The organism is Micromonospora sp. M71_S20 (assembly GCF_003664255.1).
Taxonomy (GTDB): domain Bacteria; phylum Actinomycetota; class Actinomycetes; order Mycobacteriales; family Micromonosporaceae; genus Micromonospora.
On sequence record NZ_RCCV01000001.1, the window covers coordinates 12,261 to 33,654 of the forward strand.

The window sequence follows — 21,394 nt, forward strand, 5'->3', positions numbered from 1 at the left end:
ATGGTCAGCAGCCTCCCAGCCGGGCGTCCCGCGCGGCGGCCATCTTGCTGGGCAGGCCCCAGAGCTGCACGAAGCCCTTCGCCAGGGACTGGTCGAAGGTGTCCCCCGTGTCGTAGGTGGCCATGCCGAAGTCGTAGAGGCTGGCCTCGGAGCGGCGTCCGGTGACGGTGGCCCGGCCGCCGTGCAGGGTCAGCCGCACCTCGCCGGTGACGTGCCGCTGCGCGTCGTCGATGAACGCGTCCAGCGAGCGCTTCAGCGGCGAGAACCAGAGGCCGTCGTAGACAAGCTCGCCCCAGCGCTGGTCGACGCCACGCTTGAACCGGGCCAGGTCCCGCTCCACGGTCACCGCCTCCAACTCCTGGTGGGCGGTGATCAGCGCGATCGCGCCGGGCGCCTCGTACACCTCGCGGCTCTTGATGCCGACGAGGCGGTCCTCGACCATGTCGAGCCGGCCGACGCCCTGGGCGCCGGCGCGCCGGTTGAGCTCCAGGATCGCCTGGTACGGGGTGACGGTCTCGCCGTCGATCGCCACCGGGACGCCGGCGTCGAAGGTGATCACGACCTCGTCGGCGTCGCGCTCCTGCGTCGGGTCGGAGGTGTACGAGTAGAGGTCCTCGACCGGGCCGTTCCAGATGTCCTCCAGGAAGCCCGTCTCGACGGCGCGGCCCCACAGGTTCTGGTCGATGGAGTACGGGGACTTCGCCGACACGTCGATCGGCAGCCCCTTCTCCTCGGCGAAGGCGATCGCCTTGTCCCGGGTCCAGGCGTAGTCCCGGGCCGGCGCGACGATCTTGAGGTCGGGGGCGAGCGCGCCGAGGCCGACCTCGAAGCGGACCTGGTCGTTGCCCTTGCCGGTGCAGCCGTGCGACACGATGGTGCCGCCGTGCCTGCGGGCCGCGGCCACCAGGTGCTTGACGATCAGCGGCCGGGACAGCGCGGAGACCAGCGGGTAACGGTCCATGTAGAGCGCGTTGGCGCGCACGGCCGGCAGGCAGTACTCGGCGGCGAACTCGTCGCGCGCGTCGACCACCTCGGACTCCACGGCGCCGCAGTCCAGGGCGCGCTGCCGGATCGCGTCGAGGTCCTCGCCGCCCTGGCCGACGTCGACCGCCACCGCGATCACCTCGGCGCCGGTCCGGTCGGCCAGGTACGGGATGGCGACGGAGGTGTCGAGCCCTCCGGAGTAGGCGAGTACGACCCGCTCGGTCATGGCGTGGGGTTCCCTTCGACGTTCTCTTCGCGGCGGGCCCACCCGGCGAGCTTGTCGCCGAGCGCGGCCCCGCCGACGGCCTCGCGGGCCACGACGAGGATGGTGTCGTCGCCGGCGATGGTGCCGACGATCTCGGGCAGGCCCGCCCGGTCCAACGCGCTGGCCAGGTACTGGGCTGCGCCCGGCGGGGTGCGCAGTACGGCGATGTTGCCGCTGGCGTCGACCCCGTTGAGCAGCTCGCGCAGCAGCCGCACCAGCCGGGCCGGGGCCGCCTCGGCGTCGCGCAGCGGCCGGTGGCCGTCCTCGGGGATGTGGTAGACGGCCCGCCCGTCGCCGCCGCGCGCGGTGACCGCGCCCAGCTCCTTCAGGTCCCGGGAGAGGGTGGCCTGGGTGACCTGGATCCCGTCGCCGGAGAGCAGGTCGGCCAGCTCGGTCTGCGAGTGGATCGCCTTGTCGCGGATCAGCTCGACGATGCGGGCGTGCCGGGCGGCGCGGGTCAACGGGGCGGTCATGGTGTCTCCCTGGTCGCGGCGAGGCCCGGCGCCGCCGCGTCCGGGGCGGCGGGCGCGGCCCCGAGGAGGAACGTCAGCAGCGCCTTCTGGGCGTGCAGCCGATTCTCCGCCTGGTCGAACACGACGCTGCGCGGGCCGTCGAGCACCTCGTCGGTGATCTCCTCGCCCCGGTGCGCGGGCAGGCAGTGCAGCACGACGGCGTCGGGCGTGGCGTGGGCGAGCAGCGCGGCGTTGACCTGGTACGGCAGGAACGGGGTGATCCGGTCCAGCCCGTCGTCCTCCTGCCCCATCGAGGTCCAGGTGTCCGTGGCGACCACGTCGGCGCCGGCCACCGCCGCGACCGGGTCGGTCAGCGCCTGCACCGAACCCCCGGTGCCGGCGGCGATCTTCGCGGCCCGGGCGACCACCTCCGGGTCGGGGCCGAAGCCGGCCGGCCCGGCGACCCGGACGTGCATGCCGGCGGTCGCCCCGGCGAGCAGGTACGAGTGGGCGAGGTTGTTCGCCGCGTCGCCGACGTAGGCCAGCGTCCGCCCGGCGGTGCCGCCGCAGTGCTCGCGGACGGTGAGCAGGTCGGCCAGGAGCTGGCAGGGGTGGAAGCCGTCGGTGAGCGCGTTGACCACCGGCACGCTGGCACCGTCGGCCACCTCGGCGATCCGGTCGTCGCCGTGGGTACGCAGCACGATCGCCGCGACGTAGCGGGACAGCACCCGGCCGGCGTCGGCCAGGGTCTCGCCCCGCCCGAAGTGGGTGACCTGGGTGTCCACCACGAGAGGGTGCCCACCCAGCTCGGCGATGCCGACGTCGAACGAGAATCGCGTACGCAGGCTCTGCTTGTCGAACAGCACCGCCACCGACCGGGGCCCGGCCAGCGGCCGGTGACCGAACCGGTCGGCCTTCATCCGCGCCGCGAGGTCAAGCACGGCCGACTGCTCGGCGGGGCTCAGGTCGTCGTCCCGCAGGAAGTGCCGGATCACGCCCCCGCCTCCGTCGTCCTCGGCATCGCCACGGTGGGCGCGGCGGGCGTGGGCGCGGTGGAGGGCGTGGACGCGGCGGACGGCGTGGGCGGCGTGGACGCGGTGGGCGGCGCCGAGATCTTGGTAGATTCCGGCCCCTCCAGGGGCCATTTCCTACCAAGATCCGGCGCGGAGCGGGAAGCGGAGCCGGAGCCGGCGGCGGCCGGGGACGCCGCGTCGAGGGCGGCGGGGAGGGCGGCCAGGAAGTCGTCGGCCTGGGCGGCGGTCAGGATCAGCGGCGGGGCGAGCCGTACCACGCCGGGCTGCACCGGGTTGACCAGGAAGCCGGCCTCCCGCAGTGCCTCGGCGAGGACCTTCGCGACGGGCGCGGCCAGCACCACACCGAGCAGCAGGCCCGCGCCGCGTACCCCGTCGACCAGCGGGTGGCCGAGCGCCTCGATCCCCCGGCGCAGCCGCTCGCCGACCCGCTTGACGTGGTCGAGCAGTCCCTCGCTGGCGATGGTCGACACCACCGCGAGGGCGGCGGCGCAACTCACCGGGTTGCCGCCGAAGGTGGTGCCGTGCGAACCGGGGGCGAGCAGCTCGGCGGCGCGGCCGAAGGCCAGGCAGGCGCCGATGGGCAGCCCGCCGCCGAGCCCCTTGGCCAGGGTCACCACGTCGGGCTCGATCCCCTCGGCCTGGTGCGCGAACCAGTGCCCGGTACGCCCGACACCGGTCTGCACCTCGTCGAGCACCAGCAGCGCGCCGTGCCGGGCGGTGATCCGGCGCGCGGCGGCCAGGTAACCGGCCGGCGGGACCACCACGCCGTTCTCCCCCTGCACCGGTTCCAGGATCACCATCGCGGTGGCGTCGGTGACCGCCGCCTCCAGGGCCGCCACGTCGCCGTAGTCGACGTGGGTCACCTCGCCGGGCAGCGGGCGGAACGGGTCGGCCTTGGCCGGCTGGCCGGTGAGGGCGAGCGCGCCCATCGTCCGGCCGTGGAAGCCGCCCCGGGTGGCGACCACGTGCGAGCGGCCGGTGAGCCGGGAGAGCTTGAACGCCGCCTCGTTGGCCTCCGCGCCCGAGTTGGCGAAGAAGACGCGCCCCGGCCGTCCGGCCAGGGCCAGCAGCAGCTCGGCGAGGGCCACCGGCGGCTCGGCGACGTAGAGGTTGGAGACGTGCCCCAGGGTGGCGACCTGCTTCGACACGGCGGCCACCACGGCCGGGTGGGCGTGACCGAGGGCGTTGACCGCGATGCCGCCGACGAGGTCGACGTACTCCCGGCCGGCGTCGTCGACCACGACGGCGCCGGAGCCGGAGACGAGGGCGAGCGGCGGCGTACCGTAGTTGTCCATCATGGACTGTGCCCAGCGCTCGATGAGCGTGCTCATGACTGCACAGAACCTTCCTCGTTCGCGACTGCGGGGCTTGGTCGCTCCGCTCCCGCACTCCTCGCGCTCACCGCACCCTCTTCGTTCGCGACTGCGGGGCTTGGTCGCTCCGCTCCCGCACTCCTCGCGCTCACGACCATTGTTCCGAATCCTTCCGAGGTGAAGACCTCCAGCAGCGTGGAGTGGGCGACCCGGCCGTCGACGACGTGCGCGGCCGGCACGCCCTGCCGCACCGCCCGCAGGCACGCCTCCATCTTGGGGACCATGCCGCTGGACAGCGACGGCAGCAGCGCCGCCAGCTCGTCGACGGTGATCTCGCTGATCAGGCTGTCGGTGTCGGGCCAGTCGGCGTAGAGACCCGGCACGTCGGTGAGGACGACCAGCTTGCGGGCGTCGAGGGCGACGGCCAGCGCGGCGGCGGCGGTGTCGGCGTTCAGGTTGTGCAGCACGCCGTCGGCGTCGGGCGCCACGGTGGAGATCACCGGGATGCGTCCGGCCCCGATCAGGTCGGTGACCGCCGAGACGTCGACCGACTCCACGTCGCCGACCTGCCCGACGTCGACCGGTTCCCCGTCCACGTACGCGGGCCGCCGCACGGCGGTGAACAGCCCGGCGTCCTCGCCGGAGAGGCCCACCGCGAACGGGCCGTGGGCGTTGATCAGGCCGACCAGTTCCCGGCCGACCTGGCCGACCAGGACCATCCGGACCACGTCCATCGCCTCCGGCGTGGTGACCCGCAGGCCGCCCCGGAACTCGCTGGCGATGCCCAGCCGGCCGAGCATGGCGGAGATCTGCGGGCCGCCCCCGTGCACCACGACCGGCCGCAGGCCGGCGTAGCGCAGGAAGACCATGTCGGCGGCGAAGGCGCGCTGAAGCTCGGGGTCGACCATGGCGTTGCCGCCGTACTTGACCACGACGGTCGAGCCGGAGAAGCGGGCCAGCCAGGGCAGCGCCTCGATCAGCGTGGCCGCCTTGACCTGGGCGCGGGTGAGGTCGGTGGAGAGGTTCATGTCGAGTAGGCCGAGTTCTCGTGCACGTACGCGTGGGACAGGTCGTTGGTCCAGATCGTGGCCTCGGCGGCACCGGCGTGCAGGTCGATCCGGATGGTGACGTCCCGGCCGGTCAGGTCGACCTTCGACCGGTCCTCGGCGGCGGCGCCGGAGCGGCACACCCAGACGCCGTTGACGGCGACGTCGACCGCGTCGGGCTCGAACGCGGCGGCGGTGGTGCCGACGGCGGCGAGGATCCGTCCCCAGTTCGGGTCGTTGCCGAACAGCGCGGTCTTCACCAGGTTGTTGCGGGCCACCGACCGCCCCACCTCGACCGCGTCGCCCTCGCTCGCCGCGCCGACCACGTCGATGGCGATCTGCTTGGTGGCGCCCTCGGCGTCGGCGATGAGCTGCTGGGCCAGGTCGTGGGCGGCGGCGGTGACCGCGGCCGTCAGCTCGGCCTGGGTCGGGGCGATGCCGCTCGCGCCGCTGGCCAGCAGCAGCACCGTGTCGTTGGTCGACATGCAGCCGTCGGAGTCGATCCGGTCGAAGGTGACCCGGCACGCCTCCCGCAGGGCGGCGTCGAGGGCCTCGGGCCCAGCCACCGCGTCCGTGGTCAGCACGCAGAGCATGGTGGCCATCGCCGGGGCGAGCATGCCGGCGCCCTTCGCCATGCCCCCGACGGTCCAGCCGCTCCCCCGGGCCACCGCGGTCTTGGGCCGGGTGTCCGTGGTCATGATGGCCTCGGCGGCCGCCGCGCCGCCGTCGCGCGACAGCCGGCGGATCGCCGAGCGTACGCCGGGGAGCAGCTTCTGCATCGGCAGCCGTTCGCCGATCAGCCCCGTCGAGCAGACCGCCACGTCGGCGGCGCCCAGCATCAGCCGTGCGCTGGCCCCGGTGAGCGCGGCGGCGGTGTGCTCGGCCGTGGCGTGGGTGTCCTGGAAGCCGGCCGGGCCCGTGCAGGCGTTGGCGCCGCCGGAGTTGAGCACCACGGCGCGGGCGACGCCGCCGCGTACCACCTGCTGGGTCCAGAGCACCGGCGCGGCCTTGACCCGGTTGGCGGTGAAAACGCCGGCGACACCGGCGTCCGGGCCGTCGTTGACGACCAGCGCGACGTCGCTCGCGCCGCTGGTCTTGAGCCCGGCGGCCACCCCGGCCGCCCGGAACCCCCGCGGAGTCGTGACACTCACGGCGCTACTCCTTCGTTCGCGACTGCGGGGCTCCGCCGCGCCGCACTCCTCGCGCTCACGGCGCTTACTCCTTCGTTCGCGACTGCGGGGCTCCGCTGCGCTGCACTCCTCGCGCTCACGGCGCCACGCCCCAGACGGACAGGCCCGTCGTCTCCGGCAGGCCGCACATGAGGTTGGCGTTCTGCACGGCCTGGCCGGCGGCGCCCTTGCCGAGGTTGTCCAGCGCGCTCAGCACGATCATCCGGCGGGAGTCGACGTCGACCGTGGCCTGCAGGTGGCAGGAGTTGGAGCCGAGGGTGGCGGCGGTGTGCGGCCAGGCCCCCTCCGGCAGGACGTGCACGAAGGGCGCGTCCGCGTACGCCTCGGCGAGCACCGCCCGCGGGTCGACGCCCCGGGCCGGCACGGCGGTCACCGTGGCGAGGATGCCCCGGGGCATCGGCGCGAGCACCGGCGTCAGCGACAGGCCGGTCGCGCCGGTGGCCTGCTTGATCTCCGGGACGTGCTGGTGGGTGCCCACGCGGTAGGGCGACAGGTCCCCCATCACCTCGCTGCCGAGCAGGTGCGGCTTGGCCGCCTTGCCGGCGCCGGAGGTGCCGGAGGCCGCGACGACCACCACGTCGGCCGGGGAGGCGGCGCCGGCGGCGATCAGCGGGGCGAGGGCCAGGATGATCGCGGCGGCGTAGCAGCCGGTGTTGGCGACCCGGGTGGCGCCGGCGATCAGCTCCCGCTGGCCGGGCAGCTCGGGCAGGCCGTATGTCCACGGCCCGGCGTGCGTGCCGCCGTAGTAGTTGGCCCAGGCGTACGGGTCGGCGAGGCGGTGGTCCGCGCCCAGGTCGACCACGCGCACCTCGGGCGGGAGCTGGGCGGCAAGGGCAGCCGACTGACCGTGCGGCAGGGCCAGGAAGACCAGGTCCGCGTCGGCCAGCGTCGCCGCGTCCGTCTCGCCGAGGACCATGTCCAGGCCGGCGAGCTGCGGGTGTACGACGTCGAGCCGGTGCCCCGCCTGGCTGTGCGCGGTGGCGGCGACCAGGTCGAACTCCGGGTGCCCGGCGACCAGGCGGATCAGCTCGCCCCCGGCGTAGCCGCTCGCCCCGGCGACCGCGACACGGATACTCATCCCCACCTCCGCATGACTATGCAGAGGAGGCTAGCAAGCGACAGCGCCTCCCTGCAAGTTCATACAGCCGACTGCATGAGGATGAGGCGGTGCCCCGTCCGCCCACCACCGATCGATCCGGTCACCGCCCGCGGGAGCCCGGTGACCCGGGACCGGGGAACGACGAGGGCCCCTCCCGCGCCGGCGGAAGGGGCCCTCGTCGTCGCTCAGGCGCCGCGCAGGGTGGCGCCGAAGCGTTCCGCGGCGCGGGCGACCGCCGCGTCCCGGGCGGCCACCGCCTCCTCCACGGTCAGCGTCCGGTCCGGGGCCCGGAAGGTGAGCTTGTACGCCAGCGACCTGCGCCCCGCCCCGAGCTGCTCCGAGGCGTACACGTCGAACAGGCGCACCCCCTCCAGCAGCCCGCCGGCGCCCTCGACGAGGGCCTGCTGCACCTGCGCCGCGGGCACCGAGGAGTCGACGACCAGCGCCACGTCGATCAGCGCCGGGGGGAAGCCCGAGACGACCGGCGCGGACGCCACCGGGGCGGCCGGCAGCGCGTCCAGGTCGAGCTCCATGGCGCTGGTGCGCCGGGGCAGCTCCAGCGCCGCCACGACCGTCGGGTGCAGCTCGCCGGCGTACCCGACCACCGTGCCGTCGACCAGCAGCTCGGCGCAACGGCCGGGATGCCAGGGGGCGTGCTCGGCGGCCCGGACCTCGATCCGGTCCGTCGGGACGTCGGCGGCGGCCAGCACGTCCCGGCCGGCCTCCACGGCGTCGGCCCAGCCGGCCGGGCGGCCCGCGCCCCACCAGCCGGCCGGCTCGGCGTCGCCGGTCAGGACGACGGCGACGTGCCGGGGCTGGTCGGGCACGACCGCGTCGGCGGCGGCGAACTCCTCGTCGGTGGGTCGCCGGTCCACGCCCATCGCCGGCGGGCGGCCGGCGTCGGGACGCGGGTGGAACACCGCGCCGATCTCGTAGAGGGCGAGGTCGCGCTGGCCCCGGCCGAGGTTGCGCTTCACGATGCCGAGCAGCGGGCCGAGCAGCGTGGTGCGCAGCAGCGGCTCCTCCTCCGACAGCGGGTTGGCCAGCCGTACCGCCCGCCGACGCGGGTCGTCGGCGGGCAGGCCGAGCTGGTCGGCCAGCCCGGGGGCGACGAACGGGTGCGCGAGCACCTCCACGTACCCACGCTCGGCGAGCGACCGGGCCACGGCCCGGCGGCGGCGCTGCTGCCAGGTCAGGCCGCGGCCGGGCGGCGCGGTCGGCAGCACGGACGGCACCCGGTCGTAGCCGTCGAGGCGGACCACCTCCTCGACCAGGTCGGCCGGGTCGGTCAGGTCGGGCCGCCAGGTCGGCGGGGTGACGCTGAGCGCGCCGCCGGTGCCGGCGGCCACGCCGACCTCACCCGGGTCCTCGACCAGCCGGTCGGCGCCCCGGGCGACCGCGCAGCCGACCTGCTCCAGCAGGGCGGCCACCCGCGCCGGCGGGTAGCTCACGCCGATCCGCCGGGTCGGCAGGTCGGCCGGCAGGACCACCGGGGTACGCGGCCGGACGTGGTCGATGTCGAGGATCTCGTCACCGGCCGCGCCACCGGCGTGCTCGGTGAGCAGCCGGACCGCCCGCGCGACGGCCACCAGCGGCAGGGCCGGGTCGACGCCCCGCTCCCACCGCTTCGCCGCCTCGCTGAACAGCTTGTGCCGGCGGGCGGTGCGCCCGACCATCACCGGGTCCCAGTGGGCGGCCTCGAAGAGCACGTCCGTGGTCCCGGCGACGACCTCGCTGGTCTCGCCACCCATCACGGCGGCCAGCGAGATCGGGACGCCGGCGCCCTCGCCCGCGAGGGGGTTCGGGAGCCCGGCGTCGCAGATCACCATGTCCTCGGGCGCGAGGGCCCGGGTGACCCCGTCGAGCGTGGTCAGCTTCTCCCCCGCCTCGGCGCGGCGCACCACCAGCGGCCCGGCGATCCGGTCGGCGTCGAAGGCGTGCATCGGCTGGCCCAGCTCGAGCATCACGTAGTTGGTGATGTCGACCGGCAGCGAGATGCTGCGGATGCCGGCGACGGTGAGCCGCCGCTGCATCCAGTCCGGGGTCGGCGCCGTGGGGTCGACGCCGCGTACGAGGCGGGCGGTGAACCGGTCGCAGCCGACGGTGTCGCGCACCTCGACCGGGTACGCCGGCGTGTCGGTGCCGCCGGGCGCGGGCGCCAGGCCCGGGTCGCGGAACGGCACCCCGAGGGCGTGCGACAGCTCCCGGGCCAGGCCGCGGACGCTCATCGCGTACCCCCGGTCGGGGGTGATCTCCACCTCGACCACGACGTCGTCGAGGCCGACGACGGGCCGCGCGTCGTCGCCCGGCTTGGCCGGGGTGTCCCCGGGCAGCACGATGATGCCGTCGTGGTCGTCACCCAGGCCCAGCTCCCGCGCGGAGCAGATCATGCCGTTGGAGTTGCGCCCGTACGTCTTGCGCGCGCCGATGGCGAAGCCGCCGGGCAGCACGCCGCCGGGCAGGATCACCACGACCCGGTCGCCGGGGGCGAAGTTGCGCGCCCCGCAGACGATCTCCTGCGGCTCGCCGGTGCCGTTGGCGTCGCCGACGTCGACGCGGCAGAACCGGATCGGCTTCTTGAAGCCGGTCAGCTCCTCGATCTCGCGGACCTCACCGACGACCAGCGCACCGGTGACGGTCTCCCGCAGGTCCACCACGGACTCGACCTCGATGCCGAGGCCGACCAGGGCCTGCTCCAGGTCGCCGGTGGGCAGGTCGGCGGGGAGGTCGACGTACTCCCGCAGCCAACTGACAGAAACTCGCATGACTCAGACCACCGTCTCCGTAACTCGTACCCGCATCGCCTACGCCCCGGCCCCGAACGCGCGGGTGAACCGCACGTCGCCCTCGGCCATGTCCCGCATGTCGCTGACCCCGTGCCGGAACATCACCGTCCGGTCGATGCCCATGCCGAACGCGAATCCCGAGTAGACCTCGGGGTCGATGCCGCAGGCGCGAAGCACCCGCGGGTTGACCATGCCGCAACCGCCCCACTCGACCCAACGCGGGCCGTCGCGGTGCTCGGGGAACCAGACGTCGAACTCGGCGGACGGCTCGGTGAACGGGAAGTAGTGCGGCCGGAAACGGGTCTTCGCGCCCTCGCCGAACATCGCCCGGGCGAAGTGGTCCAGGGTGCCGCGCAGGTGCGCCATGGTGATGCCCCGGTCGACGACGAGACCCTCCACCTGGTGGAAGACCGGCGCGTGGGTGGCGTCCAGCTCGTCGGTGCGGTAGACCCGGCCCGGCACGATCACGTAGATCGGCGGCTTGCGGGTCAGCATGGTGCGCGCCTGCACCGGCGAGGTGTGCGTACGCAGGACGAGCCCGGAGCCCGCCGCTTCGGCGGAGCCGTCGGCGGGGGCGACGTGGAAGGTGTCCATCAGGCCGCGCGCCGGGTGGTCGGCGGGGATGTTCAGGGCGTCGAAGTTGGTCCACTCCAGCTCGACCTCGGGCCCCTCGGCCACCTCGTAGCCCATGCCGACGAACAGGTCGCTGATCTGCTCCATCAGGGTGCTGATGGGGTGCCGGGCGCCCCGGGGCCGCCGGTCGTGGGGCAGCGTCACGTCGACGCGCTCCTCCACCAGCACCCGTTGCGCCTGCTCCCGGTCCAGGACCTCCTGGCGGGCCGCGTACGCGGCGTCGATGGCGCGGCGGGCCTCGTTGACCCGCTTGCCGGCGTCGGACTTCGCGGCCGGCGGCAGCGCGCCGATCTCGCGGCGGGCCAGCGAGACCGGGGACCGGTCGCCGAGGTGCGCCGGGCGCAGCGCGGTCAGCGCGTCCGGGTCACCGGCCTCGGCGAACGCCTTCTCGGCGGCGGCGACGGCCTCGGCCAGGGCGGCCGGGTCGAGCAGGGCGACCTGCTTCGGGTCGTACGGATCGTTGCGGTAGCTCATGGCGTACGGGCACTCCCTCACGGCGGCGCCAGCCCTCACGGGCGGCGAAGCGAGTCTACGGACGCGCGGCTGTGCCGCAGCCCGCCGGTGGGAGTTGTGCGGAGAGCAGGTCAGGCCCGCCGCCCGCCGACACCGGCGGGCTGGCTAAACGAACGCCGTGGCGCGTTCATGGGCGGACGCTCTCCCCTGCGGTCTGTGCCTCGGGCGGCCGGGTCACGGCCGCCGCTGTGCTCTCGCCGAAGCGTACAGGCAGACGGCGGCGGCCGCAGCCAGGTTCAGGCTCTCGGCGCGCCCGTGCAGGGGCACCCGGACCCGGGCGTCGGCGGCGGCGGTGAGCGCCTCGGGCAGGCCGTGCGCCTCCGAGCCGAAGAGCCAGGCGGTGGGGGCGGCGAGCCGCCCGTCGTCGGCGAGGTCGTCGAGGTCGTCCTCGCCGTAGCCGGTGGTGGCGAGGACGGTGAGCCCGGCGGCGCGCAGCGCCGCGACGACGTCCACCGGGTCGGGCGCGCGGACCACGTCGACGTGGAAGAGGCTGCCGGCCGAGGCCCGCACGCACTTGCCGTTGTACGGGTCGACGGCCTCGCCGGCGAAGACCACCGCACCGGCGCCCGCGGCGTCGGCGGTGCGCAGCACGGTGCCGGCGTTGCCCGGGTCGCGGATTCCGGCGAGCACGGCCACCAGGCGGGGCCCGTCGGCCAGGGCCCGCTCCAGCGGCACGTCGAGGTGGCGGCAGACGGCGACGAGGCCCTGCGGGGCGACCGTCTCGGCCAGCGCGGCGAGCGCCTCGTCGGTCGCCTCGGAGACGGGCACGTCGGCGCGGGCCGCGACGGCGGCCAGGTCGGCGTGCCGGTCCAGGGCGGCGGGCGTACCGAAGAGTTCGGTGACCACCCCCGGGCGGGCCAGTGCCTCGCGGACCGCCTGCGGCCCCTCGGCCAGGAAGCGGCCGGCGGCCTCGCGGTCCCGGCGGCGCTGCAACCGGCGGGCAGCGACCACCCTGGGGGTACGCGGGGTGAAGGGGCCGGAGACAGCGTCGAGGCGTCTCCCGCGCGATGGTGACTGCATGGGAGACGCCTCGATCTGCTGGTGCGCGGGGATCAGGCGGCCTGGGCCGCCGCGCCGCCGGTGCCCTCGGCCGCGACCGCGGCCCGGGCCAGCTCGACGATCGCCGCGAAGGCGGCGGCGTCGTTGACGGCCAGGTCGGCCAGGATCTTGCGGTCGACCTCGATGCCGGCCAGGCGCAGGCCCTGGATCAGGCGGTTGTAGGTCATCCCGTTGGCGCGGGCGCCCGCGTTGATCCGCTGGATCCACAGCTGCCGGAAGTCGCCCTTGCGGTCGCGACGGTCCCGGTAGGCGTACTGCATCGAGTGCAGCACCTGCTCCTTGGCCTTGCGGTAGAGGCGGGAGCGCTGACCGCGGTAGCCGCTCGCGGTCTCCAGCAGGGTACGACGCTTCTTCTGGGCGTTCACAGCCCGCTTGACGCGTGCCATCTCAACTCCTAATTACGTAAGGTGGCGCGCGTCAGCGGCCGAGCAGCTTCTTGATGCGCTTGACATCGGCCTTGGCCAGCACCACGGTGCCGGTCAGCCGACGGGTCTGGGTGGAGGGCTTCTTCTCCAGGTTGTGCCGGAGGCCGGCCTGCTGGGCAACGATCTTGCCCTTGCCGGTCACCTTGACCCGCTTGCCCATTCCCGTGTGGCTCTTCATCTTCGGCATGTGGAACGTCTCTCCCCTGTTACTCGCCGCTGTTGTCGGCGACGGTGCCGGTGTCACCGGCCGCTGCGGGCTCGTCGGCCGGGGCGCCCTCGGCGTCCCGCTCCCTGGGCCCGCCCCGGGTGGCCGTGGCGGCGACCGCGGCGGCCTTGGTGGCGCGGTGCGGCGCGAGCACCATGATCATGTTTCGACCGTCCTGCTTCGGAGCGGCCTCGACGTACCCCAGCTCCGAGATCTCCGACTCGAGCCGGCGCAGGAGCCGGTAACCCAGCTCCGGACGGCTCTGCTCGCGACCGCGGAACATGATCGTCACCTTGACCTTGTCGCCCGCCTTGAGGAACCGCACCACGTGACCCTTCTTGGTCTCGTAGTCGTGCGGGTCGATCTTCGGCCGGAGCTTCATCTCCTTGATGACGGTCTGCTGCTGGTTACGCCGCGCTTCGCGCGCCTTCAGTGCGCTCTCGTACTTGAACTTGCCGAAGTCCATGAGCTTGCACACCGGCGGGCGCGCCATCGGCGCAACCTCGACCAGGTCCAGGTCGACGTCCGCGGCCAGCTGAAGGGCGCGCTCCAGCGGGACGATGCCCACCTGCTCGCCCTCGGGGCCGACCAGTCGGACCTCACGTGCCCGGATCTGCTCGTTCACGCGTGGTTCGACGCTGATGGGGCCTCCTCGAGTCGGAATCTCTACGTGGCCGACCCTCGCGGCTCCCGGGTGGGAGCCGACCTGGAAAGCAGAAGGCCCCGGCGCATGCCAGGGCCCGCTCGACCGGTCGGCACGATCACATGATCGCGCATCCGGTGCCGGGACGTGCCCGGAACCGGTGACCGGACCCGGCCACCGTGGTGGCGACTCGGGTGGGAGCAGGCGCTCCTCTTTCAAGACCGCACGGGTGGGCGCGATGCGCACACACGAAGACAGCCTGGTCGACTTCGTAACACTACACCCTCGCCCGGACACCGTCCCAACCGGGCACCCGGCTCAGCGGCCGGTGGCGCCCTCGGTGAGCCGGGCCTGGTGCGCCTGGTGCAGCCGGCGCAGGGCGCGGACCCCCTCGACGGCCCGCTCCTTGTCGGCGGCCTGCAGGGCGACCATCGGCAGCAGGTCGTCGTCGTGCAACTCCAGGCTCGCCCAGGGCGCGCCCCGGTCGAAGCGGACCCCCCGGACGACCTCCCACGGCAGCTCGTACGAGCCGACGACGTTGCGCACGCGCACCCCCGACGCGTTCGCGTCGACCCGGGGCCGGGTGAAGATCAGGAAGGCGAGCGCGCCGAGGACGCCGAGCCCGACCATCGCGATCTGGTCGCCCCGCTGGAAGCTGCCGTAGCCGTTGCCCGTCGCGCCGCTCAGCGAGGTGGCCAGCAGGCTGAACACCACGAACAGCACGGCCGCGCAGGCCCAGCAGACCACTCGGATGCGGCGCGGGCGGAGGTGGACGGACTCGATTTCGCTCACCCCACCAGTCTGCCACCCGATGCGGGCCGTTCCGGTGCCGCCACACGTTCCACGGGCGGGACGGCCTCCCCGGGACCCCGCCGGCCGCGCCCCCGGCCGGCGACCAGGGCGGCCGCCAGGGTGAGCAGCGCCCCGGCGAGCACCGGCAGCCGCAGGCCGGGGCCGCCCGGCAGCAGCGCGTCCAGCAGCAGGGCGCCGCCCAACTGGCCGGCGACGAGGGCGAGCCCGGTGCGCAGCACGCCGACCGCCGGGACGCCGACCAGCAGGGCGGCCACGATGACGACGCCGAGCAGGCCGCCGGTGTAGAGGTACCAGTCGTCCGGCCAGGTCGGGCCCGGCCCGGTGAGGGCGCCGGCCAGCGCCGCGACCAGCAGCACGACGGGCGTGGCCGTGGCGAAGTTGACCACCATCCCGGCGGCGGCCGAGCTGGCGGCGGAGACCCGCGCGTTCAGCGCGGACTGGAGCGCGACGCCCAGCCCGCCGGCCACGGCGAGCAGGACCAGGCCGAGGGCGAGATCGCCGACGGGCTGGCCGAGCTGGGCCAGCGTCACGGCGGTCACGCCGAGCAGCGCGCCGGCCACGCGTGGCGGGGTGAGCGCCAGCCGCCCCACCGGCGCCAGCCCGGCCCGGTCGACGGCAAGCCCGCCGAGGCTGCCCCCGGCGACCTGGGCGATGGTGAAGACCGCCACCCCGAGCACCGGCACGATGTACGCGCCGGCCAGCACGATGCCCGCGCCGCCAAGCCCGCCCAGGTACGCCCACCAGGGCAGCCCTGCCCGGCGCAGCGCGGCCAGGCCGGTGCGCGCCGACGGCAGCGCCAAGACCCCGAGGCCGACCAGCAGCGCCCCGCCGAGGTTGTTGACCACCGCCCCCAGGGTCGCGTTGCCGGCCCGCTCGCCGAGCTCGGCGTTGATCGCGCCCTGGGCCGCCGAGGCGACGCCGGCGAGGGTGACCAGGGTCAGCGCCGCCCACGGCGGCAGTCCCGACGCGGTGGGCGAGTGCCCCGGCACCGTCCCCGGCGTGGCCGGGCGTCTCACAGCCGGCAGGCGTGGATGTTCGTGACCAGGATCGCGCGGGCGCCGAGCTCGTACAGCTCGTCCATGATCCGGTGCACGTCGTCGCGGAGCACCATCGCCTGCACCGCCACCCAGCCCTCGCGGTGCAGCGGGGAGACGGTCGGCGACTCGATGCCCGGGGTCAGCGAGCTGGCCCGGTCCAGCAGGCCGGCCGGCACGTCGTAGGCGAGCATCACGTAGCGGCGGGCGACCAGCACCCCGTGCAGCCGGCGCAGCAGCTGCGCGGCCTGCGGGTGGGTCGCGGCGTCGGCGCGGCGGACCAGCACCGCCGACGAGCGCAGCAGCGGCTCGCCGAAGACCACCAGGCCGGCCTGGCGCAGCGTGGCGCCCGTCTCCACCACGTCGGCGACCACGTCGGCGACGCCGAGCCGGACGGCGTTCTCCACCGCGCCGTCGAGGCGGATCACCTCGGCCTTGAGCCCGAGCTCCGCGAGGTGCCGCTCCACGAGCCCCGGGTACGCGGTGGCGATCCGGTGCCCGCCCAGCTCCCGCACCGAGGCGATGTCGTCGGGGCGGGCGGCGAAGCGGAAGGTGGCCCGGCCGAAGGCGAGGTCGACGACCTCCTCGGCGGGGGCACCGGAGTCGATCAACAGGTCCCGGCCGGTGATGCCCAGGTCCAGGTCGCCGGAGCCGACGTAGGTGGCGATGTCCTTCGGGCGCAGGTAGAAGAATTCGACGTCGTTGGCCTCGTCCCGGCAGACCAGGTCCTTCGGGTCGGTGCGCTGGCGGTAGCCCGCCTCGCGCAGCATCTGGGCGGCCGGCTCGGCCAGGGTGCCCTTGTTCGGAATGGCGACACGCAGCATGACGGAGTGCTCCTTCGATCGAAACTGATCAACGACGGGGCGCACTCACAGATGTCGGTAGACGTCCTTCAGGTCGAGACCGCTGGCCAGCATCAGCACCTGGACCTGGTAGAGCAGCTGGGAGATCTCCTCGGCTGTGCGTTCCGGCCCCTCGTGCTCGGCGGCCATCCACGACTCGGCCGCCTCCTCGACGACCTTCTTGCCGATGAAGTGCACGCCCTTCTCGAGCGCGGCGACCGTGCCCGAGCCGGGGGTGCCCGCAGCGGCCTTGGCCTGCAGCTCGGCGAACAACTCCTCGAACGTCTTCACGCCGCGATTCTTCCAGCCGCCCCGACCGCCCCGACGCGCCGGGTCAGGCCCCGCTCACCGACCGGGAACGCCCGCACGACGGGTGCGTCCCCGCGCCGGGAACGGGTCAGCCGCCGAAGCCGACCCGGTGGCCGTTGCTGGCGAGGGCGCGGATGGCCAGGGCGGCGTCGAGGGCGGCGACGGTGGCCGCCCAGCCCTTGTCCTCCGCCGAGCCGGGCAGCCCGGCCCGGTCCCGGGCCTGCGCGAGGGTGTCGACGGTGAGGACGCCGTGCGCGACGGGCTTGCCCTCGTCCAGCGCCACCCGGGTCAGCCCGTCGGTGACCGAGCGGCAGACGTAGTCGAAGTGGGCGGTGGCGCCGCGGACCACCACACCCAGCGCGACCACGACGTCGCAGCGCCGCGCGAGGGCCTGCGCCACCACGGGCAACTCGACCGAGCCGGCCACCCGGGCGGTGACCGCCCGGGCGCCGCACGCCTCGGCGGCGGCGACCGCCCGGTCGAGCATGTGGTCGGTCAGCTCGCCGTGCCAGCGCGCGGCGACCACGCCGACGGTCATCCCGGCGGCGTCCACCGCCGTCACGCCCGGTTCACCGAAACCCGCCATGCCTACGCTCCGATCTCGTCGCCGAGGACCGGGCGGCCCATCGGCGCCTCGGTCACCTCGTCCAGCTCGTCCAGCAGGTGCCCCATCCGGTCCCGCTTGGTGCGCAGGTAGCGCACGTTCTCCGGGTGCGGGCGCACCGGCAGCCCCTCGCGGCCGGTGACAGTCAGCCCGTAGCCCTCCAGGCCGGCGCGCTTGGCCGGGTTGTTGGTGAGCAGCCGCATCGAGCGCACCCCGATGTCGTAGAGGATCTGCGCGCCGGTGCCGTAGTCGCGGGCGTCGGCCGGCAGGCCCAGGTCGAGGTTGGCGTCGACCGTGTCGCGGCCCTGGTCCTGGAGCTGGTACGCCTGGAGCTTGTGCAGCAGCCCGATGCCGCGCCCCTCGTGGCCGCGTACGTAGAGCACCACGCCCCGGCCCTCCCGGGCGACCCGGTCCAGGGCGGCGTCGAGCTGCGGGCCGCAGTCGCAGCGCACCGAGCCGAACACGTCCCCGGTGAGGCACTCGGAGTGCACCCGCACCAGCACGTCGCGCCCGTCGCCGATCTCACCCGCGACCAGGGCGACATGCTCGGCCGAGTCGTGCTCGCTGCGGTAGCCCAGGGCCCGGAACACGCCGTGCCGGGTGGGCATCCGGGCGTCGGCGACCCGCTCGACCTGCTTCTCGGTCCGCCGCCGGTACGCGACCAGGTCGGCGATGGTGATCAGGGTCAGGGAGTGCTCGGCGCAGAACTTCTCCAGGTCCGGCACCCGCATCATGGTGCCGTCGTCGTTGACCAGCTCGCAGAGCACGCCGGCGGGACGCAGCCCGGCCAGCCGGGTCAGGTCGACCGCGGCCTCCGTGTGGCCGGGCCGGCGCAGCACGCCGCCCTCGCGGGCCCGCAGCGGCACCACGTGCCCGGGCCGCGCCAGGTCTGCCGGGCCGGTGCCGGGGTCGGCGAGCAGCCGGATGGTGTGCGCCCGGTCGGCGGCGGAGATGCCGGTGCTGACGCCCTCCCGGGCGTCCACGGTCACCGTGTAGGCGGTGCCGCGCCGGTCCTGGTTGGTGTGGTGCTGCGGCGGCAGGTCCAGCCGGTCGCACTCGCTCTCGGTCAGCGGCGCGCAGATGTAGCCGGACGTGTGGCGCACCATGAAGGCGAGCAGCTCGGGCGTCGCCAGCTCGGCGGCGAAGATCAGGTCGCCCTCGTTCTCCCGGTCGGCGTCGTCGACCACGACGACGGGCCGGCCGGCGGCGACGTCCGCCACCGCCTGCTCGATGCTGCCAAAGGTGCTCATGCCGGCACTCCGCTTCGCTCCGTGCCGCCATGAGGCACCACCGCACTGAGCCTGATGATTCGCTCGCTTCGTTTGCTCATGCCGGCACTCCGCTTCGCTCCGTGCCGCCATGAGGCACCACCGCACTGAGCCTGATGATTCGCTCGCTTCGCTCGCTCATGCCACGGCCTCCGAGTAGGTCGACGGGATCGGCGCGGGCGCCGGGCGGGCGGCCCGCGAGGTGCGCCACCAGGCGACCAGGCCCCAGGCGCAGAAGGCGCCGTAGACGAGGTACATGGCGGCCGAGGGGTAGAAGCCGCCCCGCAGCAGCAGCGGCACGCCGACCGCGTCGACGGCGATCCAGATGAGCCAGAAGTCCACCCAGCCGCGGGCCATGCCGTAGGTGGCGAGCAGGCTGCCGGTGAGGATCCAGGCGTCCGGCAGCGGCCCCCAGGAGCCGAGGGCGGCGAGCAGCGGGTACGCGGCGGCGGTGCCGATCACGGCCGCGAGCAGCAGGCCGAGCCGTTCCCGGCCGGTGGCCCAGCGGGGCGCCACCGCCGTCCGGTCGCCGTCGACGCCCCGGCGGCGGTGCTGCGACCAGCGCCACCAGCCGTAGACGCTGACCGAGAAGAAGAAGACCTGCCGGCCCGCCTGCCCGTAGAGGTCGTGCGCCTGCGGGGTGGCGAAGACACCGCCCAGGAAGACGGTGAACAGCAACGCGTTGCCGATCATGCCGACGGGCCAGGCCCAGACCAGCCGGCGCAGGCCGAACACCGCCGACGCCAGCCCGAAGCCGTTGCCGACGATCTCGCGGACCAGCACGGGCGAGCCGGCGATGTCGACCTGTGCGTCGAGCAACCACCCGAGCGGGCCCATCAGGCCACCCCACCCGGTGCGGCGGCACCCGGCAGGGTGACCGGCAGCCCGTCGGGCGGGCCGGCGTCCGGGCGGGCGGGGTCGGCCAGCCGGGCGCCGAGCAGCCGCTCGACGTACTTGGCGAGCACGTCCACCTCGAGGTTGACCGGGTCGCCGACGCGCCGGGCGCCGAGGGTGGTCAGCTTCAGCGTGGTCGGGATCAGGCCGACCGCGAACCAGTCCGGGCCGACCTCGGCGACGGTCAGCGAGACGCCGTCGACCGTGATCGAGCCCTTCTCCACCACGTACCGGGCCAGGGCGGCGGGCAGCCGGAACCGGACGGTCTCCCACTGCGCGGCCGGCTCGCGGGCGACGACCTCGCCGACGCCGTCGACGTGCCCCTGCACGAGGTGCCCGCCGAGGCGGCTGCCCAGCGCGGCGGCCCGCTCCAGGTTGACCGGGTCGCCGGCCCGCAGCGCGCCCAGCGCGGAGCGGCGCAGCGTCTCCCCCATCACGTCCGCGGTGAAGGTCCCGTTCTCGACGTCGACCACGGTCAGGCAGACGCCGTTGACCGCGATCGAGTCGCCGTGCCGGGCGTCCGAGGTGACCAGCGGGCCGCGGACCGCGACCAGCGCCGAGTCACCCGCCGTCTCGGTGATCCGGACGACCTCACCCAACTCCTCGACGATGCCGGTGAACATGTCAGCCCTCCCTCTTCCGGGGCAGCGCGGTGATCCGCAGGTCGGGTCCGACCTGCGTAACGTCGACGTACTCCAGGTCGATGGCCTCGGCGATGGTGTTCACACCCGCGTCGACCAGGGCCGTCGGGCCGGCGCCGAGCAGCCGGGGCGCGACGTAGCCGACGATCTTGTCGACCAGGCCGGCGGCCAGGAAGGCCCCGGCCAGCTTCGGGCCGCCCTCCAGCAGCGCGGCGCGGACCCCGCGCTGGTGCAGCGCGGCGAGCAGCGCCGGCAGGTCGACGCGGCCGTCGGGCCCGGTGCCGACCTCCGCCGCGGTGGCGATCCACGTGCGCGCCGCGCCGTCGCGGACCCGGGCGTCGGCCGGCGTACGCCCGTCGGTGTCCACCACGACCCGCAGCGGCTGCCGGATGGCGAGCGTGCCGTCGCGCAGGTTGCGGGCGGTGAGCCGGGGGTCGTCGGCGAGGACCGTGCCCACGCCGGCGAGCACCGCGTCGACGGTGCCGCGCAGCGCGTGCACGTCCATCCGGGCGGCCTCGGAGGTGATCCACATGCTGGTGCCGTCGGCCGCCGCCGACCGGCCGTCCAGCGTCGCGGCGAACTTCCAGATCACGTACGGCCAGCCCCGGCGCATGGAGGTGAGCCAGGCGACGTTGCCGGCCTCCGCCTCGCACGCGCGTACCCCCGTGTCGACCTGGATCCCGGCGGCGCGCAGCGTGGCGGCGCCCCCGGTGGCGAGCGGGTTGGGGTCGGGCACGGCGACGACGACCCGGGCGACGCCGGCGCGCACCAGCGCGGTGCTGCAGGGGCCGGTGCGGCCGGTGTGGTCGCAGGGTTCCAGGGTGACCACGGCGGTGCCGCCGCGGGCCCGCTCCCCGGCCTGGGCGAGCGCGACGATCTCGGCGTGCGGCCCTCCGGCGTAGGCGTGGAACCCCTCGCCGACCACCTGCCCGTCGGCGTCGAGCAGCACGCAGCCGACCACCGGGTTGGGGCTGGTCGTGCCGAGACCGCGCGCGGCGAGTTCCACCGCGCGACGCATCGCCTCGTCGACGGAGACGCCGGCCATGCCCTGCCCTCTCACTCGCCGGTCGACGCGCGGGCGGTCACGGGAGGCAACGGCATGGGGCCGCGAGCGTGCGGCGGCGGAGATCCGGGTACGGCGGGGCCGCCCCGGGGGGCGCGCACGGCACGCTGAACTCAGCGGCCGGGCAGGGCCCGTCCGTCCCGCGCGCTGTCTCCCATCCGGACTGTCTGGGGGCGGGGTTTCCCGCTCCCAACCGTCGGCCCCGGATTCTCACCAGGTCCACCGGGCGGCACGAGGCCGACCGGGTCGCGGGCTTACCACGGTCACACCGTGGATCAC

22 protein-coding genes are annotated in these 21,394 nt (G+C 74.7%); all 22 read right to left on the reverse strand.

Translation table 11 applies throughout. The features are described 5' to 3' along the window. Positions 1 to 4: 4 nt before the first annotated feature. Positions 5 to 1,210, reverse strand: a complete 1,206-nt coding sequence (locus DER29_RS00080; protein WP_121395172.1) for an argininosuccinate synthase — start codon at positions 1,208 to 1,210, stop codon at positions 5 to 7. Next, positions 1,207 to 1,722, reverse strand: coding sequence for an arginine repressor (locus DER29_RS00085; protein ID WP_121395174.1), 516 nt, complete (start codon positions 1,720 to 1,722; stop codon positions 1,207 to 1,209). Before DER29_RS00085 ends, DER29_RS00080 begins: the two co-directional genes overlap by 4 nt. Beyond that, positions 1,719 to 2,696 (reverse strand): ornithine carbamoyltransferase, encoded by a 978-nt coding sequence (argF, locus tag DER29_RS00090; protein ID WP_121395176.1) that lies wholly within the window; start codon positions 2,694 to 2,696, stop codon positions 1,719 to 1,721. Before argF ends, DER29_RS00085 begins: the two co-directional genes overlap by 4 nt. Continuing rightward, positions 2,693 to 4,066, reverse strand: coding sequence for an acetylornithine transaminase (locus DER29_RS00095; protein WP_121395177.1), 1,374 nt, complete (start codon positions 4,064 to 4,066; stop codon positions 2,693 to 2,695). The genes argF and DER29_RS00095 overlap by 4 nt, the downstream gene beginning before the upstream one ends. After that, complete coding sequence (gene argB / locus DER29_RS00100) at positions 4,063 to 5,076, reverse strand: acetylglutamate kinase (protein WP_121395179.1); 1,014 nt, start codon at positions 5,074 to 5,076, stop codon at positions 4,063 to 4,065. Before argB ends, DER29_RS00095 begins: the two co-directional genes overlap by 4 nt. Then, positions 5,073 to 6,245: a bifunctional glutamate N-acetyltransferase/amino-acid acetyltransferase ArgJ gene (argJ, locus tag DER29_RS00105; protein WP_121395181.1), complete on the reverse strand. Its 1,173-nt coding sequence runs from the start codon at positions 6,243 to 6,245 to the stop codon at positions 5,073 to 5,075. Before argJ ends, argB begins: the two co-directional genes overlap by 4 nt. A gap of 115 nt (positions 6,246 to 6,360) precedes the next feature. Beyond that, positions 6,361 to 7,362: an N-acetyl-gamma-glutamyl-phosphate reductase gene (argC, locus tag DER29_RS00110; protein WP_121395183.1), complete on the reverse strand. Its 1,002-nt coding sequence runs from the start codon at positions 7,360 to 7,362 to the stop codon at positions 6,361 to 6,363. Between the two features lie 206 nt (positions 7,363 to 7,568). Next, a complete protein-coding gene (gene pheT / locus DER29_RS00115) occupies positions 7,569 to 10,148 on the reverse strand; it encodes a phenylalanine--tRNA ligase subunit beta (RefSeq protein WP_121395185.1) in 2,580 nt (859 codons plus the stop codon). Between the two features lie 39 nt (positions 10,149 to 10,187). Next, complete coding sequence (gene pheS / locus DER29_RS00120) at positions 10,188 to 11,276, reverse strand: phenylalanine--tRNA ligase subunit alpha (protein WP_121395186.1); 1,089 nt, start codon at positions 11,274 to 11,276, stop codon at positions 10,188 to 10,190. A gap of 213 nt (positions 11,277 to 11,489) precedes the next feature. After that, a complete protein-coding gene (locus DER29_RS00125) occupies positions 11,490 to 12,335 on the reverse strand; it encodes an RNA methyltransferase (protein WP_121395188.1) in 846 nt (281 codons plus the stop codon). Between the two features lie 32 nt (positions 12,336 to 12,367). After that, positions 12,368 to 12,760 (reverse strand): 50S ribosomal protein L20, encoded by a 393-nt coding sequence (rplT, locus tag DER29_RS00130; RefSeq protein WP_030335718.1) that lies wholly within the window; start codon positions 12,758 to 12,760, stop codon positions 12,368 to 12,370. A 31-nt stretch (positions 12,761 to 12,791) separates the two neighbouring features. Beyond that, entirely contained in the window at positions 12,792 to 12,986 is a 195-nt protein-coding gene (gene rpmI / locus DER29_RS00135; protein WP_007458415.1) for a 50S ribosomal protein L35, read from the reverse strand. Between the two features lie 19 nt (positions 12,987 to 13,005). Next, on the reverse strand, positions 13,006 to 13,629 hold the full coding sequence (gene infC, locus DER29_RS00140; RefSeq protein ID WP_121395190.1) for a translation initiation factor IF-3: 624 nt from the start codon (positions 13,627 to 13,629) through the stop codon (positions 13,006 to 13,008). Positions 13,630 to 13,965: 336 nt separating this feature from the next. Beyond that, entirely contained in the window at positions 13,966 to 14,439 is a 474-nt protein-coding gene (locus tag DER29_RS00145; protein WP_121395191.1) for a PH domain-containing protein, read from the reverse strand. Further along, positions 14,436 to 15,476 carry a DMT family transporter gene (locus DER29_RS00150; protein ID WP_305036113.1) on the reverse strand — a complete coding sequence of 347 codons (1,041 nt, stop codon included), beginning with the start codon at positions 15,474 to 15,476 and terminating at the stop codon, positions 14,436 to 14,438. The genes DER29_RS00145 and DER29_RS00150 overlap by 4 nt, the downstream gene beginning before the upstream one ends. After that, on the reverse strand, positions 15,473 to 16,318 hold the full coding sequence (gene hisG / locus DER29_RS00155) for an ATP phosphoribosyltransferase (protein WP_121395193.1): 846 nt from the start codon (positions 16,316 to 16,318) through the stop codon (positions 15,473 to 15,475). The genes DER29_RS00150 and hisG overlap by 4 nt, the downstream gene beginning before the upstream one ends. Positions 16,319 to 16,363: 45 nt before the next feature. Continuing rightward, positions 16,364 to 16,627, reverse strand: a complete 264-nt coding sequence (locus DER29_RS00160; RefSeq protein ID WP_088947482.1) for a phosphoribosyl-ATP diphosphatase — start codon at positions 16,625 to 16,627, stop codon at positions 16,364 to 16,366. A 106-nt stretch (positions 16,628 to 16,733) separates the two neighbouring features. Next, on the reverse strand, positions 16,734 to 17,231 hold the full coding sequence (gene ribH / locus DER29_RS00165; RefSeq protein ID WP_121395195.1) for a 6,7-dimethyl-8-ribityllumazine synthase: 498 nt from the start codon (positions 17,229 to 17,231) through the stop codon (positions 16,734 to 16,736). Between the two features lie 2 nt (positions 17,232 to 17,233). Continuing rightward, positions 17,234 to 18,499, reverse strand: coding sequence for a bifunctional 3,4-dihydroxy-2-butanone-4-phosphate synthase/GTP cyclohydrolase II (locus DER29_RS00170; protein ID WP_121395197.1), 1,266 nt, complete (start codon positions 18,497 to 18,499; stop codon positions 17,234 to 17,236). A 156-nt stretch (positions 18,500 to 18,655) separates the two neighbouring features. Next, a complete protein-coding gene (pnuC, locus tag DER29_RS00175; protein WP_121395199.1) occupies positions 18,656 to 19,354 on the reverse strand; it encodes a nicotinamide riboside transporter PnuC in 699 nt (232 codons plus the stop codon). Continuing rightward, positions 19,354 to 20,034 carry a riboflavin synthase gene (locus DER29_RS00180; RefSeq protein ID WP_121395201.1) on the reverse strand — a complete coding sequence of 227 codons (681 nt, stop codon included), beginning with the start codon at positions 20,032 to 20,034 and terminating at the stop codon, positions 19,354 to 19,356. Before DER29_RS00180 ends, pnuC begins: the two co-directional genes overlap by 1 nt. A gap of 1 nt (position 20,035) precedes the next feature. Next, positions 20,036 to 21,097, reverse strand: coding sequence for a bifunctional diaminohydroxyphosphoribosylaminopyrimidine deaminase/5-amino-6-(5-phosphoribosylamino)uracil reductase RibD (gene ribD / locus DER29_RS00185; protein ID WP_121395203.1), 1,062 nt, complete (start codon positions 21,095 to 21,097; stop codon positions 20,036 to 20,038). Between the last annotated feature and the right edge of the window lie 297 nt (positions 21,098 to 21,394).

Coding starts and splice junctions, on each gene's coding strand:
- DER29_RS00080 (WP_121395172.1), bottom strand. CDS start 1,210: ATGACCGAGCGGGTCGTACTCGCCTACTCCGGAGGGCTCGACACCTCC.
- DER29_RS00085 (WP_121395174.1), bottom strand. CDS start 1,722: ATGACCGCCCCGTTGACCCGCGCCGCCCGGCACGCCCGCATCGTCGAG.
- DER29_RS00095 (WP_121395177.1), bottom strand. CDS start 4,066: ATGAGCACGCTCATCGAGCGCTGGGCACAGTCCATGATGGACAACTAC.
- argB (WP_121395179.1), bottom strand. CDS start 5,076: ATGAACCTCTCCACCGACCTCACCCGCGCCCAGGTCAAGGCGGCCACG.
- argC (WP_121395183.1), bottom strand. CDS start 7,362: ATGAGTATCCGTGTCGCGGTCGCCGGGGCGAGCGGCTACGCCGGGGGC.
- pheT (WP_121395185.1), bottom strand. CDS start 10,148: ATGCGAGTTTCTGTCAGTTGGCTGCGGGAGTACGTCGACCTCCCCGCC.
- pheS (WP_121395186.1), bottom strand. CDS start 11,276: ATGAGCTACCGCAACGATCCGTACGACCCGAAGCAGGTCGCCCTGCTC.
- DER29_RS00125 (WP_121395188.1), bottom strand. CDS start 12,335: ATGCAGTCACCATCGCGCGGGAGACGCCTCGACGCTGTCTCCGGCCCC.
- rplT (WP_030335718.1), bottom strand. CDS start 12,760: ATGGCACGCGTCAAGCGGGCTGTGAACGCCCAGAAGAAGCGTCGTACC.
- rpmI (WP_007458415.1), bottom strand. CDS start 12,986: ATGCCGAAGATGAAGAGCCACACGGGAATGGGCAAGCGGGTCAAGGTG.
- hisG (WP_121395193.1), bottom strand. CDS start 16,318: ATGCTGCGTGTCGCCATTCCGAACAAGGGCACCCTGGCCGAGCCGGCC.
- ribH (WP_121395195.1), bottom strand. CDS start 17,231: ATGGCGGGTTTCGGTGAACCGGGCGTGACGGCGGTGGACGCCGCCGGG.
- DER29_RS00170 (WP_121395197.1), bottom strand. CDS start 18,499: ATGAGCACCTTTGGCAGCATCGAGCAGGCGGTGGCGGACGTCGCCGCC.
- pnuC (WP_121395199.1), bottom strand. CDS start 19,354: ATGGGCCCGCTCGGGTGGTTGCTCGACGCACAGGTCGACATCGCCGGC.
- DER29_RS00180 (WP_121395201.1), bottom strand. CDS start 20,034: ATGTTCACCGGCATCGTCGAGGAGTTGGGTGAGGTCGTCCGGATCACC.
- ribD (WP_121395203.1), bottom strand. CDS start 21,097: ATGGCCGGCGTCTCCGTCGACGAGGCGATGCGTCGCGCGGTGGAACTC.